We start from the raw sequence: 16,993 nt of genomic DNA on the forward strand, positions 1-16,993 counted from the left end.
CATCCATGGCCTATGATCAGAAGCGCGTCGCCGACGCCCTCCGCGCCTTCGAAGCCGGCGAAATCGTCGTCGTCACCGATGACGACGACCGCGAGAACGAAGGCGACCTGATCGTCGCCGCAGTCCACTGTACGCCTGACAAGATGGCCTTCATCGTCCGCCACACCTCCGGTATCGTCTGCGCGCCGATGCCGCGCGAGGAGGCGAAGCGCCTCAACCTCAATGCCATGGTGGCGGAAAACGACAGCGCACACACGACCGCCTTCACTGTCACCGTCGATTTCAAGCACGGCACCACGACCGGCATTTCCGCCGAGGACCGGACGCTTACCGTCCGGAATCTCGCCAATCCGAATGTAGGCCCGAGCGATTTCGTGCGGCCCGGCCATATCTTCCCGCTGATCGCCCGCGAAGGCGGCGTGCTGATGCGCTCCGGCCATACGGAAGCGGCCGTCGACCTCTGCAGGCTCGCCGGCCTTCCGCCGATCGGCGTCATCTGCGAACTGGTCAACGACGACGGCACGGTGACCCGCGGCCAGCAGGTTACCGATTTTGCCGCCAAACATGGCCTGAAGCAGGTTTCCGTCGCCGACCTGATCGCCTATCGCCAACGCAAGGAAACGCTGATCGAGCTGCAGACGGCGTTCGACGTCGAGACGCCGCACGGCAAGGCGAAGGCGCATGCCTATTCGCTCCCCTGGGACCCGATGCAGCATGTGGCCGTGATCTTCGGCGACATCCGTGATGGCGTCGATATTCCGGTCCGCCTGCACCTCGAAGACGTCACTCGCGACGTGTTCGGCACGCAGCGCTCGGTCGATCGCTACATGGCGAAGATCGAGGAAGAAGGCCGCGGCGTGATCATCTACCTGCGCGAGGGTTCGGTCGGCGTCGGCCAGAAGGATCATGGCCGCAAGCTGCGCCAGGACCAAGAGGGCCATGCCGAGGCCCAGGCCCGCGAGAGCGAATGGCTGGAAATCGGCCTTGGCGCGCAGATCCTCAAGGACCTCGGCGTCACCTCGATCAAGCTGCTCACCCGCAGCGAGCGCCACTATGTCGGCCTCGAAGGTTTCGGCATCAAGATCTCCGAGACGGTGATCTGCTGATCGCCCTCAATCCTTAGGGTTGCAAAAGGTTTCTGACCGTTTCATCGTCGCTCGTTGTCGGGCGGCGATTTTTCGTGTACGGATAATAATTGAAGATTATTTGGGACGAGACGAAACGGCTGGCGAATATCGAGAAGCATAATCTCGATTTCGCTGATATTTATTTCGAGGTTCTTTCTGACCTCAGCCATTGTGCCTGCAAGAAATGGCCGGATGAAAGCCATCGGACGCCTGAAAGACGGCGCGGTCGCGGCGATCTTCGTGAAACTCGGCTCGGAAGCGCTTTCTGTCATTTCGATGCGCCCCGCCCGAAAGGATGAGAGGAGGCTTCTCCAATGAACATCAAGGCCCAGAAACAGAAAGAATTCCGCCCTGACCGTGGTTACACCAAGGAGGACTGGGACGAAGTCTCGGACAATCCTCCCTGGACCGAGGAGGAGCTGAGAAGTGCGCGACCGTTCCGGGAAGTCTTCCCCGAGATCGCGGCGAAAATGGAACAGGCGATCGCTGCCCGTGGGCGCCCGAAGCTTGAGGCGCCCAAGGTGGCCGTAACCCTCCGGCTCGATCCGGACGTGCTCGAAAAATTCAAGGCGTCCGGCAAGGACTGGCGGGCCAGGATGGCCGAGGAACTGCGCAAGGCAGCGGGGCTCTGAGGCGGCCTACCGGCTGGCGGCGAGGATTTCCGCGATGAAGCGGTGAGCCTTGAGCGCATCCTCGCCAGTGACGCGCAGCGGCGCGTCGTTGCGGATCGCATCCACGAAGTTCTCCATCAAAGCGCGATGCATTTCGTGGCCGAAAGCCATCGGATTGGCCCCGGCCCCGCTGCCGGATTTTTCGCCGCCCTCGATAACGCTCGTTCCGTCCATGAAGGCTGCGTTGAGCGTGTCGCCGGTAAAGACCGCAGTGCCTTTGGTACCCAGCAGCTCGATGCGCTCCGGGAGGCCGGGATAGGCGCAGGTGGTGGCGTTCAGCGTGCCAATCGCGCCGTTTTCGTAGGCGAAGGTCGCGGTTACCAAGTCCTCGGTTTCCATCGAATGGATCGGGCTGGTGCGGACGAAGGCCGAAACGTCTTTCGGTGTGCCGGCGACGCTCAGCAGCAGGTCGATCGTATGGATGCCCTGGGTCAGCAGCACGCCGCCGCCGTCGCGTGCCATCGTGCCTCGGCCCTCGACGTCGTAATAGCTCTGCGGGCGCCAGTTGCGGATCGCGGCGGATGCCTCGATCAATTGCCCCAGCCGGCCGGATCTGACGATCTCGTCGAGTTTCAGGGCTGCCAAACGGAAGCGGTTCTGCAGCACCATGGCCAGCAGCACGCCCGCTTGCTTCGCGGCGCGGACGATGGCCTCGGAGCGCTCGAAGGAAATGTCGAGCGGCTTTTCCAATAGTATATGCTTTTTCGCCGTAGCACATCGCTGGACGAGTTCCAGATGGCTGCTCGGCGGGGTGAGGATCAGCACCGCCTCGATCGCCTTGTCCGCAAAGATCGCATCGAGATCGCCGGTCACGGGGATCGGGTATTCGGCCGCGAATGCCTCGCGCCGGGCGGCGGTCTGGCTGAAGGCCGCGACGCATTCGATCCGGTCGGAAAGGTCGAGAAGGGCGCGGGCATGGTGCCCTGCCGCCATGCCAAGCCCGATCATCGCCACTTTCAGTTTCGTCATCGTCCCCTCCCCTCAGGATCCGTTTTCAGCCGAGAACTTCGAGCGTACGCATGATACCGCGCAGTTCCGCCAGACCCTTCAGCCGTCCGATGCAGGAATAGCCGGGATTGACCCTCTTGCCTATGTCGTCGACGATCGCATGGCCGTGGTCGGGTCGCATCGGAATCTGCCAGTCCGCGCGGCCTTCCGCCTTGCGACGCTTTTCCTCGGCCATCAGCGCCATGGTGACCCGTACCATATCCGTGTCACCGCCCAGATGCTCGGCCTCGTGGAAGGAACCGTCACCTTCCTTGGTGACATTGCGCAGGTGGGCGAAATGGATATCGGAGGCGAATTCCTTCGCCATGGCGACGAGATCGTTCTCGGGATTGGCGCCGTAGGAACCGGTGCAGAGCGTGATGCCGTTCGAGGGCGACTTCACCGCCGCGAGCAGCGCGCGCGCATCGGAAGCCTTGCAGACGACGCGCGGCAGACCGAACAGCGGGAATGGCGGATCGTCCGGATGGATCGCCATCCTGACACCCGCCTCTTCGGCGACCGGGATGATCTCGTTCAGGAATGTGAAGAGGTTTTCGCGGAAGCCGCTCTCCGACAGTTCCTTGTAGATGTCCAGCATGCGGTTGAGGCTTTGCCGGTCGTACACGAATTCGCGGGCCGGCACCCATTCGATCAGGTTGCGTTCCAGCCGGGCGAGATCGCGCTCGCTCGCCGTCTTCAGCCACGCTTCGGCCCTGGCGATACGGTCGGCAGGATGATCGGCCTCGGCGCCGGGGCGCTTCAGGATGAAGACGTCATATGCGCAGAATTCGACGATATCGAAACGCAGCGCCGTGCCGCCATGCGGCATCTCGTATTCGAGATCGGTGCGCGTCCAATCGGTGATCGCCATGAAATTGTAGCAGACCGTTCTGATGCCGGCCTTGGCGACCGTGCGGATCGAGGCCTTGTAGTTGTCGATCAGTTCGCGGTAACGACCGGTGCGGGTCTTGATGTCCTCGTGGACGATGATGCTTTCCACCACCGACCAGGTGAGCCCGGCCTCCTCGATGATCGCCTTGCGCCTGGCGATCTCGTCATCGGGCCAGATGCGGCCGTCGTTCAGGTGATGCAGCGCGCTGACGATGCCCGTCGCGCCGGCCTGTTTCACATGCGAAAGCTTGACCGTGTCGTCCGGTCCGAACCAGCGCCAAGTCTGTTCCATCGTCTTGGTACCTTATGCTTGTCAGCCGAGCCGCATGCCGGTTGCGGCATCGAAGATATGGCTGTTGGTGGGCGCAAGCGCCAGATTGAGCACTTCGCCGGTTTTGATGAAAAGCCGCTCACGCAGCTGCGCCGAGAACTTCTGGCCGTCGACCGTGCCCTGCACGAAGGTTTCCGAGCCGGTCGGCTCGATATTGGTCACCGTTATCGGGATGCCCTCGTTGCCGGCGGCAATCGCCAGATGTTCGGGACGGATGCCGTAAGTGACAGCGGTGCCGGGGGAAGCGGAAGCCTCCGGGCCGAGCGGTAGGCGGACGCCATTTTCGGTCAGCACGGACTTACGATCCTCGGCCACCTTGCCGGAGAGGAAATTCATCGAAGGTGAACCTATGAAGCTGGCCACGAAGGTGTTGACCGGCTTGTCGTAAAGCTCCAGCGGAGCGCCGACCTGCTCGACGATGCCATCCCGCATCACCACGATCCGGTCGGCCATGGTCATCGCCTCGATCTGGTCGTGGGTGACGTAGACAGTGGTCGTCTTGATGCGGGCGTGGATGTCCTTCAGCTCGGCGCGCATCTGCACACGCAGCTTGGCGTCGAGGTTCGACAGCGGTTCGTCGAACAGGAAAACCTTCGGATTGCGGACGATGGCGCGGCCCATGGCGACGCGCTGGCGCTGGCCGCCGGAGAGCTGTTTCGGGTAGCGCTTGAGATAGTCGGTAAGCCCCAGGATACGCGCTGCGTCATTGACCCGCTCGGCAATCTCCTCCTTGGATTTCTTGGCGAGCCGCAAGGAAAAACCCATGTTCTCGGCGATCGTCATATGCGGGTAGAGCGCATAGTTCTGGAAGACCATGGCGATATCGCGGTTCTTCGGCTCGACCTCGTTGATGACGCGGCCATCGATGCGGATCGTGCCGCCGGAGATATCTTCGAGCCCCGCAATCATCCGCAGCAGCGTGGACTTGCCGCAGCCGGAGGGGCCGACTAGGACGACGAAAGCGCCATCCGGCACATCGACCGACACGCCCTTGATGGTCTCGACGTCGCCATAGGCCTTGCGGACGTTCTGGATTTCAACGGAAGCCATGTATTTATCCTGAAACTGTTCGGGTTTGGGGCTTCAGCCGGTCTGCGGCGTGAACGGCTGCGAGCAGGCTGAGGCCGGTGTGGTAGCCGGGATCGAGATCCGGCGTGGCGGGCACGAAATCGACGGGGCCGTCCTTCGTCATGGTCTGGTAGGCGATCGGCGGTGTGCCGCGCCAGTAGCGCTCGAAGAAGGCGGCGTGGGCGGTCTTCCAGACACGCAAACTCTCGGCGCTACCGGTGCGCTCGTGGGCAAGAGCCGCCGAGCGGATGGTTTCCGGCAGCGACCACCAAGGGCAATAGGGGCTCTGTGCCTTGCTGGTCTTGATGGACACGGTGAGCGTGATGCCCGGACCGACGAAGCCCTTGTCGAAGGATGAAACGAGGATGCGTTCCAGTTTGTCGATCAATGCCGGATCGGCGGTGTCGTCGAGATAGTCGAGCGCGAAGCCGACGAACTCGATGCCGTGGCCGACATTGCAGCTGTCCTCGCCGGGCACGTTGCGGAGCAGGCCAGTCGTAGCGTCGTAGTGCCGGTCGATGACATGGGCGATGAAGCGGTCGGCAAAGGCGAGATGCGTCGTGTGGCCGGCGCGTTTGAGCATGCCTGCGGCGCCGAGCAGGATCATCCGCGGGCCGAAATCATCGACTTGCTCGGCGAGGCTGTCGAGCGAGAGCGGGCGACGTTCGTCCATCTGGAAACGGCCGGTTTCGATCGCGGCGACCACCCGGTCGAAATAACCGAGATGGCCGGCGATATCCGGCAGGCCGTAGCGGCTCGCAGCGGCCACCAGCCCTTTGGCCACGAAGGCGTCGGAATAGGTGTAGATCAGTGCCGGCTTTTCCTGGATCCGGACCACGTTCGCCTGATCGGCATAAACGGCTCGCATGTCTCGGTCGTAGCAGAAATAGGCGTGGCCATCCGGCTTCTGGAGCGCCGCCAGAAGGGTATAGAGGCGGCGGCCGGCGGTATCGAGCTTTTCGGCCAAGGGCGGCAGTTCCGCGCCGAAGAACTCGGCATGGGTGACGATCGCTTCCAGTCCCCGCCCCTGAATCCAGCCATAGGTGTAATCCGGGCCGCGAACGCCGTCTTCGGCGCCATAGTCCTTGAGCGTCAGGCTGCTCTGCTTGGTATTCAAAAACCCGCCGCCGAGCATCGGCCGCTGCAGCATCCAGTAGAGCGTACCGGCATTGGCTGCGGCATAGGTGGTTCGGGCTTCTTCAAGGAAATCCATCGCCATCGTCACTCCTTGAGGCCGGTGCTGGCGACGCCCTGCACGAAGTTGCGGCGCAGGATCACGAAGAGCAGGATGGACGGAATGAGGACCGTGGCGGAGGCGGCGCTGAGGCGGCCGAGATCGACCGTGAAGCCGGTCTGGAACAGCGCTAGCCCGACCTCGATCGTATAGCTGGTACGGGTCGTCGCGACGATCATCGGCCAGGCGAAGGCGGTCCAGGCCTGGAAGAAGGCGAGCACGGCGAGCGCGCCGAGCGCACCGCGCAAGAGCGGCAGGACGATGTGCAGGAAGATCCAGAACTCGCCGGCGCCGTCGATGCGGGCGGCTTCCAGCAGTTCGTCGGGGATCGAGTGGATGACGTTCTGGCGGATCAGGAAGATGCCGAAACTCATCACCAGATAACCGAGCAGCAGGCCCCAGACGGAATTGAGGATGCCGAGGCTCTTTGCCTGGAAATAGAGCGGGATCATGTAGACCTCGAACGGCACGATGGCGGTTGCGAGGAAGAGCGCGAAGAGGATGTTCATCGTCCGGAAGCGGAATTTTCCGAAGATGTAACCGGCGACCGCCGAGGTGGCGACGATCGCGATCGTCGACATGACGGCAAAGGCGATGCTGTTGCCGATCCAGCGCAGCAGCGGCGTTTCGCCGAGCACGGCGGAGAAATTGGCGATCGTCGGGTCGCGCGGGATGATGGTCGGCGGCCAGCTCAGCATTTCCGCCGGCGTCTTGAAGGCGTTGGCGACCAGGAAGACCAGCGGCAGGAGCATCAGGATCGAAACGACGATCAGGAATACGTCGATCGCGAAGTTGATCGCGCGCTTCTTGCGGCGCAGGCGCACGCCCTCGGAAAGCTCTTCGGTGGTTGGCTCGATATAGTTCACGGAATTGGTCGTCATGCCTTGCCCCTTTCCCGCAGCATCGAGAACTGGATGAGCGTCAGCGCCAGAACGATGACCAAAAGGACGACGGCCTCGGAGGCCGCATAACCGACGCGATAATTGCGAAAGCTGTTTTCCAGCATGTCGAGAACCAGCACCCGCACCTGCCGTCCGGGCGCTCCTTGCGCATCGGATGCCAGGACGAAGGCCTGAGCGTAGACGTTGAAGCCGGAGACCAGAGTCACGACCGAGACGTAGAGGGTGATCGGCTTCAGCATCGGGATCGACAGGTACCAGAAGCTCTGCGGGCCGGAGGCGCCGTCGAGCTTGGCCGCTTCATACAGCGAGACCGGCAGGTTCTTGAAACCGACGATATAGATCAGCACCGCATAACCCAGCGCCTGCCAGGAGCAGAGTACGATGATGCAGATGACCGACAGAACCGGATCGAACAGCCAGGATTGCGCCGGGATGCCGAAAAAGGTCAGGAGCGCATTCAGCGGCCCGAGGCGGGCATCAAAGATCCATTTCCAGGCCATGGCGGCGGGAACCAGCGACACGACATGCGGAATAAAGATCGCGGTCTCGTAGAAACCGGCCATCCTCGAGCGGGTGCGATGGAAGATCAGCGCGGCGATGATCAGCGCCATCGGAATGGTGAGGACCAGCACGCCGAAGGCGATGATCGTGGTATTGACCAGCGCATCGAGGAACAGGTGGTCGCCCATCAGCTCGCGGAAATTGGCGAGGCCGACGAAGGGCTTGTTCTTCGACAGGATGTCCCACTTGAAAAGGCTGAGCCTCAGCGTGTCGGCGATCGGATAAAGCCGGACATAGGCAAAGATTGCCAGGGTCGGCAAAATCGCAAGGATCGCAAAAATCCATCTTTTGCGCTTCAGCATAAAGTTTGGCCTGTAGACAGCAGGGTTCGGCCGCGGCGCGGGTCGGACCCAGGATCCCCGTTTTAAGTGCCCGGAGCAATGATGCTCCGGGCCCATGCGAATGGCGAGTCGTGGCGGCGATTATTTCGCAGCCAGGCCTTCGCGGGCGAGGATGGTGTTCACTTCGTCGCTGGCCTTCTTGAGGAAAGCATCGATCTTGGCATCGTCGCCGGCAAGCGAGGCGTCACCGAAGGCGGCGACGAGCTGGGCGGCAACGCGGGTCAGGATCTCTTCGATCGGGCCGATCGACGGCAGCGTGAAGAACTCGTAGCCCTTCGGATAGTCGACGAAGGCGGCAAACGCCGGCTGCTTGGACGTGACGGCCGAATAATCGACACCCGAACGGTTCGGCAGCCAGCCGACGTTCTGGAGCAGCCAGACGAGATTTTCCGGCGAATTGGCAGCCTTGGCGAATTCCCAACCGACCTTGGTATCGGCCCCCTTGCCGGCGACATACAGGTTGGTGGGCAGGGCGATCGAACCCTTCGGCAGCGGCGCGGTTGCGTATTTCAGGTCCGGCGCCTTCTTGGCGATGTCGCCGATCACCCAGGATTCGCGGATGAACATGGCTGTCTGGCCGCGCTCGAAGGCATCGGCATCGGCCGGCATTTCCGGGGTGACCGTCTTGGTGATGAAGATGTTGGTAAGATATTGTTTCAGCGCCTTGCGGCCGGCTTCATTGGCGAAATTGGGCTTCCACTTGCCTTCACCTGCGGGAACGAGGATCGCGCCGCCATATTGATGCATGTTGATCCAGAATTTCTCCGCAATGCCCTGGCCGCCGCCCGAGAGACGCATGCTCCAGCCCGACACCGTCGCCTTGCCGGAGGCATCGCGCTTGGTCAGCTTCTCGGCATAGGTCGAATATTCCTCCATGGTCTTCGGCGCGGCCGTCAGCCCCGCAGCCTTGAACATGTCGGTGTTATAATAGAGAGCGCCCTGGCCGCGGAAGAGCGGCACGCCGTAGATCTTGCCGCCCTGGCCTGCGGTATCGCTGAAGAACTTGTCAAAGTTCTTCGGGTCCTTGACGAAGGTCGAGACATCGGCCGGGGCTTCCGGCAGAAGATCGTTTTCAAGGTAGCGGGTGGCGGTCGAACCGGAGAGCTCGATAACCGTCGTGCCGTCCTGGCCGCCGGTGAGGCCAAGCGCGACGCGCTTTTCGTGCTCGCGAAGGGCGATCGCCTCGACCTTCACTTCGAGCTTCGGATAGGCGGCCTTCATGCCCTGCGCGACATGTTCGTAGAACGGCGCCATTTCCGGATAACCGCTCCAGACCGTCAGCGTTTCAGCCGAAACGGCGGACGCGCCGGAGAGAAGGGCTGCGCCGAATGCCGCGCTCATAAGCAGCGCTCGGGTGGAAATCCTGGTCTTTGCTGATCTGTTTTTCATGTCCCTGTTCCCTTGTTGTTGTTAACAAAAAGCTCTCATGCAACCGGTTGCGTGTCAAGCATCGGATCGTTTGTGGTAGGCGGTCGGTTCATGCGGCCCCGCTTTCCCGGTAGGTGGCTTTCGCGAGTTCGATGGCGCAGGCCGCGAGCGCTTCGGCAGAGCCCGGCGCGAAGGTCGCTGCCAGGCCGTAATAGCGATGCGCTTCGTCGACTTCGTAACCGCCGAACTGGAATTCGCTGGCCGGCGGGATGTAGCCGGGGTTGTCGTCGGCAAAACCGATGACGAAGACCGGCTTGTCCGCGCCGAGGCTCGTACGGATCGTCAGCGCCGTCTCCGCAAAGATCTCGCCCGGCAGCGCGACGATCGGCACGCCGCCCCAATCGAGCACGGTGACGCGGGCTGCGAGCGGCTCCGGTTCAAGCGGTGCGATGTCACGCGCCCAATCGGCCCAATAGCCGAGCAGGTTTTTGCGGGCAGGTTCGGCGCCCAGGGCTTCTTCCCGCCAGCGCTTTTCGAGAATTTCGGGAGCTTCCGTCTCTCTGCGTTCGAACGAGAGGGTGACGGCGCCATTGCGGGCATTCACGGTGTCCGAAACGGGCTCTTCCGCAGCGCCAAGCGCAGCCTCGGCGATCTTGCGGCCGATCCGTTCGGCGGCAGCAAAACTGCGGTCCGGGTTTTCGGCAAGCGAGATCGACGCATGCGCCGAGTGGCCGGTATTGGCGTCGCCGACGCAGCCGGTCATGAACAGGGAGACCGCGCCGGGATGGGCTTCTTCCAGCGCCTGTCGCACGAAATGCGGATAGTCGGCCGTCCATAAAAGGTTGTCGGCCGCCAGCACCACCGGGTGGCAGGCATAGGCGGTGACGAGAGCGATCATGCTGCCATCCGCGGCGCGGATGCGAAGGAGCGGCAGGGAAGTGTCCACGGGTCCGCCCGGATGGCGCCGATTGCGCGCAATCCCCGGATCACTTCCCTGCCCCACAGTGATGGTTGCCGGCCGGCGCGCAGCGGCGGCCTTGTCGATGGCGGCGACGCAGGCATCTTCCAGCCGCTCCAGATAGGTCGGATCGGCGGCGATGCTGAGCCGTCCGGTCATTGAGACCGGGCCGCCGTGATTGTGGAGTGCTGCGACCACGACATTATCCGCCGTCAGGACGCAGCGCTTATGGATCCGCGCGATCGTCGCGGCATCGATGCCGATGACATCCGCGACGACGGCTGCCGTATCCCCGACTACCACGGCACGGACCGTCAGAGCATCATGCGCGCCCCTGGCCGGCAGCGTGCGAGCCGCAAAGCCGGACATTGCAAGGCCGGGCGGCGGGGTGATATCGACGATGGCGGCTCCGGCCCGGATCATGCGCAGGACGCCTTTTCACCGTGGACCCAGGTTTCGCGGATAGACAACTCCCGCTCGCCTTCCGACCATTCGAAACGGATGAGATCGGCCCGCGCGCCGACTTCCAGCAGGCCGCGACCGCCGACGAAGCGGCCGGGGTTTCGGGTTGCGAGCAGCAGCGCATCGGCAAGCGGAAGGCCTGCCATCTGCGACGCGATGGCGATATTGGCCGAAAGCGGCAAGCTGGCGCCGGCGAGATAGGGCGTGCCGGCGACGCTGATGCGGCCTTCGGCAGACACCTCAACGCGACCGCCGACCGGCTGGTCGTAGACGCCGGCGGGCATGCCGGCGAGCGCCACCATGTCGGACACGAGGATCGCCCGCTCCAAACCCTTGGCGCGCAGCATGGCCTTGAACGTATCGGCCGGCAGGTGCCAGCCGTCGGCGATAAAGCTCGCCGCCAGCCGGTCGTCGGCAAGCTGCGCCCAGATGAAATTCGGGTGACGCGGCAGCATGGCCGCCGCCCCATTGCCGAGATGGGTAGAGAGGACCGCACCGGCTTCCGCCGCCGCATGGATCTGCTCCGGCGTCGCGGCGGTGTGGCCAAGCGCCACGTGGACGCCTCTGGCCGTGAGCACGCGGATATACTCAATACTGCCCCCATGTTCCGGCGCAAGCGTCACCATCGAGACCAGATTGCCCGACGCCTGCTGCCAGCGATCGAATTCCTCGATCGACGGCGGGCGGACATGCGCCAGCGGATGGGCGCCGCGCGGACCGTCCTTGTCGGAGATCGACGGGCCTTCGACATGAATGCCCGGGACCATTTCGGCGATCAGCCGGTGGCCGGCGCGGATTCTTGCGATATCGGCAAGCGCCTGAAGGATGGAAGTCTCGGAGGCCGTGATGATGGTCGGCAGCCAGGTGGTGACACCGACGCTCAGCATCTCCTCACAGAGCGAAAGGAGGATGTTGGCGGTGACCCCGCCATTGTTCAGGTCGAAGCCGCGATAACCGTTGACCTGCAGGTCGATCAACCCGGCGGAGAGGTATAGTGGACTGGTATTTTCCGCCGGGCGGATGGCGGCAATCTTCCCCTTGGCGATGTCGATCGCAAAACCTTTGCCGGTGCGGGGATCGATACCGTCGACGACCATGGTCAGAGCGCCCTCACCCGGCCTTGGAAACTGGCGATGAAGCGGCCGTTCGCCTCGTCGCCGCCCGGCGCATTGCCGCTGCGCCAGACCGGCGGCTCGATGCCGCGCTCGACGAGTTTCGCGACCGTGCGGATGACCAGGCAATTCAGCGTGAACGCGTTGGCGAAAGTGGAGATCGCCGCGATGTTTTCGCCCATGCCCGGCACGGTCACGACTGCATCGCCGATCGGCACCTTGCAGTCGATGGCGATATCGACGATGTCGTGCAGGTTCTGTTTGGTCGGGTGGCGGGCCGGATGCTCCGGCGCGGTTTTCGAGGCATGTTCGCGGGAACTGACGCCGATCAGGAAGGCGCCGCGGCGTTTCGCCTCCAGCGCCGCATCGATCAGCGCGGCATTGATGCCGTAGGCGTTGACGAGGATCAGCAGGTCGGTGTCGCCGAGCCGCTGGTTCGCGATGACCACCTTGCCGTAACCCGGCGTACGCTCGATCGCCATGGAGCGGAGGGCGCCGTTCGACAGAAGCGTGCCTTCATCGAGAATGGCGCTGATATGCATCAGCCCGCCGGCGCGGAAGAAGACTTCCTGCGAGGCGAGATTGGAATGGCCGCCGGGACCATAGATATGCACCAGTCGGTCGGCGGCGATCTGGTCGGCGAGTTTTGCCGCGGCCTGGTCGAGCGGGGCCTTTTCCTCCTCCAGAACCCGGCGCATCAAGCCTTGGGTCGAGGAGAAATAACCTTCGCAGAGCGCATCCGCATCGATGACGGGTTGATCAGGCATCGGGGTCCGAATCCTTGTCGATATAAAGGGTGCAGGCGGCGTGGAAGCGCAGGACGCTTGCCGGGCATTCGGTGGTCAGCGGGCCGTAAAGCGTCTTCGAAACGGCATCGCGCTTGACGGCGCCCGGCACGACGCAGAACATCCGATCGGCCCTGAGCAGGCGCGGCACCGTCAGCGTGATCGCTTCATGTGGCACCGACGCAAGATCGGAAAAACAGTCGTCATCAACCTGCTGCTGGCGGCAGATATCGTCCAACTCGACGATCTTGACGTCCAGCGGATCATTGAAGTCGGCGACCGGCGGGTCGTTGAAGGCGATATGGCCGTTGACGCCGATGCCGAGGCAGACGAAATCGATCGGCGCCTCGTTGAGAAGGTCGGAATAACGGCGTATCTCGGCGCCCGCATCCGGCTCCGGGGTGATGCGGTGCACGGCGGCGAACGGCAGCCTGCCGAAGACATGTTCGTCCAGCCAGTTGGCGAAACGTGCCGGGGAGGATGGCGACAGGCCGATATATTCGTCCATGTGGAAGGCGGTGACCCTGCCCCAGTCAATGCCCGGCGCGGCGCAGAGCGCCTTCAGCATATCGGCCTGGCTGGGGGCGGCGGCAAAGACCATGCGAACTTCCGCCTGGGTGGCGAGGCGCTCGGCCAAGGCGGCGGCAATGTCGGCAGCCGCGGCAGCGCCCATCTCGGCCCGTGTTGCAAAGCTCTCGACCGAGAGGCGGTCGAAAGTCCGCCGCGTTTCCGGCGAAGGACGATGGGCGGTGGCGATGGTCAACGCGGTCTCCATGTCTGCAGGGTCGCACCGGCAGGCGGGCTTCGCCTCGCCGCATCCGTTGCAGGTCCCTTATCTGTCGTAAAAGACTTCCATGCAACCGGTTGCATGTCAAGTGGATGAATGTCAGTCTTGCGGGCAGAATTGATAGCGCTGCGGACTTCATGCTAAGTGCCAGGCCAAACGGGCGAGTTCTCAATTTCCATGATCAAGCGGACCAAGGGCGTCACCATCAGCCAGGTCGCCGATGCGGCAGGCGTTGCGCGTTCCAGCGTGTCGCGCGCCTTCACGCGGCCGGACATGCTCTCCCCGGAGACCGTGACGCGGATCATGAAGGCGGCCGAAGCGCTCGGCTACGTGCCGAACCATACGGCGCGGGCGCTCAGCACCGGGCGGCACGGCAATGTCGGGCTGATCGTGCCCGATATCGCCAACCCGTTCTTTCCGCCGCTGATCCAGGCCGCCCAGCTCGAAGCGGACCGCTCCGATTTCTGCATCTTCCTCGGCAATACGGAGGAGAACCCCAAACAGGAGGACAAGCTGGTCGGCCGGTTCGCCGGCCAGGTGGAAGGCCTCGTGCTCGCCTCTTCGCGCCTTTCGGACGAGCGCATCCGCGCCCATGCGGGCCAATTGCCGCTGGTGCTGATCAACCGCGATATAGACGGCATTCCGCGGGTGCTGATCGACAGCGGCTCGGGCGTCCGCGAAGCGGTCGAACATCTCGCCAAGCTCGGACATCGCCGGATCGTCTATGTCAGCGGTCCGTCGAATTCCTGGTCGAACAAGCAACGCCGCACCGCCATCAAGGCCGCCGCATCGAGGCTGGATATCGTGGTCGAAACCGTACCGGCGGTGCTGGCGAGCTACAATTCCGGCCGCAACGCGGTGAGCGCGATCCTCGCCACCGGCGCCACCGCGGCCGTCGCCTTCGACGACCTGACGGCGCAAGGCGTGCTGGCAGGGCTTTCCGAAAAGCGCGTCTCGGTACCGTCAGATTTCAGCCTGATCGGCTGCGACGACGTGCTCGGCGCCGTCACCTATCCGGCGCTGACCTCGGTCTCCAACCGCTCGACCGAGGCCGGTCGGGTGGCGGTCTCATTGCTCCTCGACATGCTGCAATCGCGCGCCATCCGCGACGTGCGCTACGTGCTGGAAACCCATCTCGTGGTGCGCAATACGACGGCCGCGGCACGATAAACGGGAACCTTGCCGTCGGGGGCGGGTTGGATAGAGACCCAACCCTTTCCCCGGGAGGTCTGCATGCCCAAGAAAAAATGGTCGCAGGACGTGACGGAGCATAGCGACGCGATGGACCTGAAGGACGGCGTGTTCCAATCGCGCAGTCCGAAAAAGATCGCCGCGTCCCTCAAACATTCTGCCGAAGCCAGTCATCGTCGCAAGTCGAGCCCGTTCAAGTCGGCCATGTCGATGCTGAATTTCTACATCAACCGAGCCGGCGAGCAGCTTTCGAAGTCGCGCCGCGCCACGCTGGAGAAAGCCAAGGATGAGCTTCGCAAGGATTTCGGCCGTGAACCGAAGCATTAAGGTCACGCCGCCGACACTCGACGCCGCCATGTCCGCCACTCCCATGACTGTCGAAACGATCCTCTTCGAATTCAGCGACTGGGTGCCGAACAATCCAGACCTGCCGGTGCTGATCTATCGCAACGCAATCCCGGCGGAAGGGGAGATGGCGCCGAAGTTCGAAGACCGGTTCCAGGCCAATGGCTGGCAGGGCATCTGGCGCGACGGCATCTTCGACTATCAACACTATCACACCGGCGCCCACGAGGTGCTGGGGATCGCTGGCGGCCGGGCACGTCTGCTGATCGGCGGACCGTCGGGCGCCGAGCTCAGCGTCCATGCCGGCGATTGCCTGATCCTGCCGGCCGGTACCGGTCACAGGCGGATCGATGCGAGCCGGGACTTCCTGGTGGTCGGCGCCTATCCGCCCGGACAGGACGCGGATATCCAGACCCGGCCGGCGAACCAGGCGCAGCTCGACACCATCGCGAACCTGCCGCTTCCAGAGACCGATCCCCTGGAAGGCGCCGACGGCACTCTTCTACGGGCATGGTCGCGGCACCGTTCCTAGAGGCTCCCCGCACGGCTGCCACTGCCTTCTGAATGGCAAGCTGCCCTCTGTTTTTCGAGTAGCGGAATGGGTGCTTCCGGCCTGCAAATCGCTCATAAATCAGGCATCGAAACGCCGCGGCATAAGCGCGGCCATCGAGGCCATTAGATTTGAGCCGTACGCCGGCGAGGCATTTGACGACCCCCAAATTGTATGGCTACCTTATATTTTAGCGTGAATGGGAGGAGACTGTTCGCGTCACATCACACTCCGGCCTCGCCCGCGAGGTGCCGGACTGAACTCTAGGAGGAGAGTGCAGTGAAGCGATTTCTAGCAGGCGCCCTGGCGCTGGTGTTTTCCGCATACATTCCGGGCGGCGCCGCGACTGCCGCCGACGAATACCCGACCCGGCAGATCACGCTGATCGCCGGTTTCCCCGCCGGCAGCGGTGCGGACGTCTATGCCCGCTTCTTCGCCAAGAAGCTCGAAGAACAGCTCAAACAGACCGTCATCGTCGACAACAAGCCGGGCGGTCTCGGAAGCCTTTCGGTCGTCGCGCTCAAGAACGCCAAGCCGGACGGCTATACGATGCTGATCGGCTCGGCCGACCAGTTCACGGCGGCGCCCTACGTCTTCAACGCCCCGCCCTATGATCCGCTGAAGGACTTCGACTATGTCGCGCCGGTGTTCAGCCAGGCATTCATGATGCTGGTCAACGCCAAGTCGCCCTACCAGAAGATTTCCGACCTGACCAAGGCGATGAAGGAAAAGGGCGCCAAGGGCTCCTACGCCACGTCGAACTTCCCGTCCGTCATCCTCGCCGAAATGTACAAGGCCAATACCGGCGTGCCGGACACGCTTCAGGTGCGCTACAAGACGAGCGCGGACTCGCTCAACGACTTTGCAAGCGGCGCGATCGACTACATGGTCGGCGATCCGGTCTTCGGCCTTGCCCGCACGCGGGACGGAACGCTGCGCATTCTCGCGGTCAGCACGGCGAAACGCATTTCCTCGGTCCCGGACATCCCGACTTTCGCGGAAGAAGGTGTGCCGAATGTCGACGTGCGCATCTGGTGGGTTCTCGCCGCGCCCAAAGGCACGCCGAAGGACATCGTCGACAAGATGCACAAGGTGATGACCCAGGTCACCACCAGCGACGAAGCCCGCAAGTTCGTCGGCACCAATGGCGGCGAGCCTATGACGCTCGACAGCCCGAAGGCAACCCTCGACTATGCGACGATGGACACCAAACGCTGGGAAGAGTGGGCCAAGATCGGCAAGATCGAAAAGCAGTAGGCGTCCAGACACATGACCGTATCAGGAAGGCCGGATCTCCGGCCTTTTCCGTTTCAGCTTGTCGG

17 protein-coding genes and 1 pseudogene are annotated in these 16,993 nt (G+C 63.1%); 7 read left to right on the forward strand and 11 right to left on the reverse strand.

Annotation, left to right across the window (positions count from 1 at the left end; all coding sequences use genetic code 11):
* Positions 1 to 5 precede the first annotated feature (5 nt).
* The 3 genes and pseudogenes from ribB (at position 6) to GQ59_RS19815 (ending at position 1,759) form a co-directional block, all read left to right on the forward strand.
* Positions 6 to 1,106 carry a 3,4-dihydroxy-2-butanone-4-phosphate synthase gene (gene ribB / locus GQ59_RS19805; protein ID WP_037084290.1) on the forward strand — a complete coding sequence of 367 codons (1,101 nt, stop codon included), beginning with the start codon at positions 6 to 8 and terminating at the stop codon, positions 1,104 to 1,106.
* Positions 1,107 to 1,195: 89 nt separating this feature from the next.
* Positions 1,196 to 1,445 (forward strand): annotated as a pseudogene (locus tag GQ59_RS33110) (BrnT family toxin).
* On the forward strand, positions 1,442 to 1,759 hold the full coding sequence (locus tag GQ59_RS19815; RefSeq protein ID WP_037084292.1) for a BrnA antitoxin family protein: 318 nt from the start codon (positions 1,442 to 1,444) through the stop codon (positions 1,757 to 1,759). Before GQ59_RS33110 ends, GQ59_RS19815 begins: the two are co-directional and overlap by 4 nt.
* Positions 1,760 to 1,765: 6 nt before the next feature.
* Here the strand turns inward: GQ59_RS19815 and GQ59_RS19820 are convergent, their stop codons facing one another.
* From GQ59_RS19820 to GQ59_RS19870, 11 genes are all read right to left on the reverse strand, one after another.
* The gene (locus GQ59_RS19820; RefSeq protein WP_037084294.1) at positions 1,766 to 2,767 is read right to left on the reverse strand and encodes a Gfo/Idh/MocA family protein; all 1,002 of its coding nucleotides are present in this window, start codon (positions 2,765 to 2,767) and stop codon (positions 1,766 to 1,768) included.
* 25 nt (positions 2,768 to 2,792) lie between these two features.
* Positions 2,793 to 3,968 (reverse strand): mannonate dehydratase, encoded by a 1,176-nt coding sequence (uxuA, locus tag GQ59_RS19825; RefSeq protein ID WP_037084297.1) that lies wholly within the window; start codon positions 3,966 to 3,968, stop codon positions 2,793 to 2,795.
* A gap of 21 nt (positions 3,969 to 3,989) precedes the next feature.
* Positions 3,990 to 5,057, reverse strand: a complete 1,068-nt coding sequence (locus GQ59_RS19830; RefSeq protein ID WP_037084299.1) for an ABC transporter ATP-binding protein — start codon at positions 5,055 to 5,057, stop codon at positions 3,990 to 3,992.
* Positions 5,058 to 5,061: 4 nt separating this feature from the next.
* Complete coding sequence (locus GQ59_RS19835; RefSeq protein WP_244448009.1) at positions 5,062 to 6,294, reverse strand: AGE family epimerase/isomerase; 1,233 nt, start codon at positions 6,292 to 6,294, stop codon at positions 5,062 to 5,064.
* 2 nt (positions 6,295 to 6,296) lie between these two features.
* The gene (locus GQ59_RS19840; RefSeq protein WP_174459623.1) at positions 6,297 to 7,190 is read right to left on the reverse strand and encodes a carbohydrate ABC transporter permease; all 894 of its coding nucleotides are present in this window, start codon (positions 7,188 to 7,190) and stop codon (positions 6,297 to 6,299) included.
* Positions 7,187 to 8,074 carry a carbohydrate ABC transporter permease gene (locus GQ59_RS19845; protein WP_037084301.1) on the reverse strand — a complete coding sequence of 296 codons (888 nt, stop codon included), beginning with the start codon at positions 8,072 to 8,074 and terminating at the stop codon, positions 7,187 to 7,189. The genes GQ59_RS19840 and GQ59_RS19845 overlap by 4 nt, the downstream gene beginning before the upstream one ends.
* A gap of 120 nt (positions 8,075 to 8,194) precedes the next feature.
* On the reverse strand, positions 8,195 to 9,502 hold the full coding sequence (locus GQ59_RS19850) for an extracellular solute-binding protein (protein WP_037084304.1): 1,308 nt from the start codon (positions 9,500 to 9,502) through the stop codon (positions 8,195 to 8,197).
* Positions 9,503 to 9,590: 88 nt separating this feature from the next.
* Positions 9,591 to 10,862: a neutral/alkaline non-lysosomal ceramidase N-terminal domain-containing protein gene (locus tag GQ59_RS19855; RefSeq protein WP_037084305.1), complete on the reverse strand. Its 1,272-nt coding sequence runs from the start codon at positions 10,860 to 10,862 to the stop codon at positions 9,591 to 9,593.
* On the reverse strand, positions 10,859 to 11,998 hold the full coding sequence (locus GQ59_RS19860; protein WP_037084306.1) for an N-acetylglucosamine-6-phosphate deacetylase: 1,140 nt from the start codon (positions 11,996 to 11,998) through the stop codon (positions 10,859 to 10,861). Before GQ59_RS19860 ends, GQ59_RS19855 begins: the two co-directional genes overlap by 4 nt.
* 2 nt (positions 11,999 to 12,000) lie before the next feature.
* Positions 12,001 to 12,780, reverse strand: a complete 780-nt coding sequence (locus GQ59_RS19865; protein ID WP_037084307.1) for a sugar isomerase domain-containing protein — start codon at positions 12,778 to 12,780, stop codon at positions 12,001 to 12,003.
* Positions 12,773 to 13,561, reverse strand: coding sequence for a 6-phosphogluconolactonase (locus tag GQ59_RS19870; protein WP_244448010.1), 789 nt, complete (start codon positions 13,559 to 13,561; stop codon positions 12,773 to 12,775). The genes GQ59_RS19865 and GQ59_RS19870 overlap by 8 nt, the downstream gene beginning before the upstream one ends.
* Before the next feature lie 201 nt (positions 13,562 to 13,762).
* On the opposite strand from GQ59_RS19870, the gene GQ59_RS19875 reads away from it, so the two are divergent.
* From GQ59_RS19875 to GQ59_RS19890, 4 genes are all read left to right on the forward strand, one after another.
* The gene (locus GQ59_RS19875) at positions 13,763 to 14,755 is read left to right on the forward strand and encodes a LacI family DNA-binding transcriptional regulator (RefSeq protein WP_037084309.1); all 993 of its coding nucleotides are present in this window, start codon (positions 13,763 to 13,765) and stop codon (positions 14,753 to 14,755) included.
* A 63-nt stretch (positions 14,756 to 14,818) separates the two neighbouring features.
* The gene (locus GQ59_RS19880; RefSeq protein WP_037084311.1) at positions 14,819 to 15,103 is read left to right on the forward strand and encodes a DUF3175 domain-containing protein; all 285 of its coding nucleotides are present in this window, start codon (positions 14,819 to 14,821) and stop codon (positions 15,101 to 15,103) included.
* A gap of 43 nt (positions 15,104 to 15,146) precedes the next feature.
* The gene (locus GQ59_RS19885) at positions 15,147 to 15,653 is read left to right on the forward strand and encodes a cupin (RefSeq protein ID WP_037084436.1); all 507 of its coding nucleotides are present in this window, start codon (positions 15,147 to 15,149) and stop codon (positions 15,651 to 15,653) included.
* A gap of 297 nt (positions 15,654 to 15,950) precedes the next feature.
* Entirely contained in the window at positions 15,951 to 16,928 is a 978-nt protein-coding gene (locus GQ59_RS19890) for a Bug family tripartite tricarboxylate transporter substrate binding protein (RefSeq protein ID WP_051904079.1), read from the forward strand.
* Positions 16,929 to 16,993 lie beyond the last annotated feature (65 nt).

The sequence above is a fragment of the Neorhizobium vignae genome (assembly GCF_000732195.1).
Taxonomy (GTDB): Bacteria; Pseudomonadota; Alphaproteobacteria; order Rhizobiales; family Rhizobiaceae; genus Neorhizobium; species Neorhizobium vignae.

Excerpts from the sequence above, each read along its gene's own strand:
- ribB (WP_037084290.1), top strand. The coding sequence starts at position 6 with ATGGCCTATGATCAGAAGCGCGTCGCCGACGCCCTCCGCGCCTTCGAA.
- GQ59_RS19815 (WP_037084292.1), top strand. The coding sequence starts at position 1,442 with ATGAACATCAAGGCCCAGAAACAGAAAGAATTCCGCCCTGACCGTGGT.
- GQ59_RS19820 (WP_037084294.1), bottom strand. The coding sequence starts at position 2,767 with ATGACGAAACTGAAAGTGGCGATGATCGGGCTTGGCATGGCGGCAGGG.
- uxuA (WP_037084297.1), bottom strand. The coding sequence starts at position 3,968 with ATGGAACAGACTTGGCGCTGGTTCGGACCGGACGACACGGTCAAGCTT.
- GQ59_RS19830 (WP_037084299.1), bottom strand. The coding sequence starts at position 5,057 with ATGGCTTCCGTTGAAATCCAGAACGTCCGCAAGGCCTATGGCGACGTC.
- GQ59_RS19835 (WP_244448009.1), bottom strand. The coding sequence starts at position 6,294 with ATGGCGATGGATTTCCTTGAAGAAGCCCGAACCACCTATGCCGCAGCC.
- GQ59_RS19840 (WP_174459623.1), bottom strand. The coding sequence starts at position 7,190 with ATGACGACCAATTCCGTGAACTATATCGAGCCAACCACCGAAGAGCTT.
- GQ59_RS19845 (WP_037084301.1), bottom strand. The coding sequence starts at position 8,074 with ATGCTGAAGCGCAAAAGATGGATTTTTGCGATCCTTGCGATTTTGCCG.
- GQ59_RS19850 (WP_037084304.1), bottom strand. The coding sequence starts at position 9,502 with ATGAAAAACAGATCAGCAAAGACCAGGATTTCCACCCGAGCGCTGCTT.
- GQ59_RS19855 (WP_037084305.1), bottom strand. The coding sequence starts at position 10,862 with ATGATCCGGGCCGGAGCCGCCATCGTCGATATCACCCCGCCGCCCGGC.
- GQ59_RS19860 (WP_037084306.1), bottom strand. The coding sequence starts at position 11,998 with ATGGTCGTCGACGGTATCGATCCCCGCACCGGCAAAGGTTTTGCGATC.
- GQ59_RS19865 (WP_037084307.1), bottom strand. The coding sequence starts at position 12,780 with ATGCCTGATCAACCCGTCATCGATGCGGATGCGCTCTGCGAAGGTTAT.
- GQ59_RS19875 (WP_037084309.1), top strand. The coding sequence starts at position 13,763 with ATGATCAAGCGGACCAAGGGCGTCACCATCAGCCAGGTCGCCGATGCG.
- GQ59_RS19880 (WP_037084311.1), top strand. The coding sequence starts at position 14,819 with ATGCCCAAGAAAAAATGGTCGCAGGACGTGACGGAGCATAGCGACGCG.
- GQ59_RS19885 (WP_037084436.1), top strand. The coding sequence starts at position 15,147 with ATGACTGTCGAAACGATCCTCTTCGAATTCAGCGACTGGGTGCCGAAC.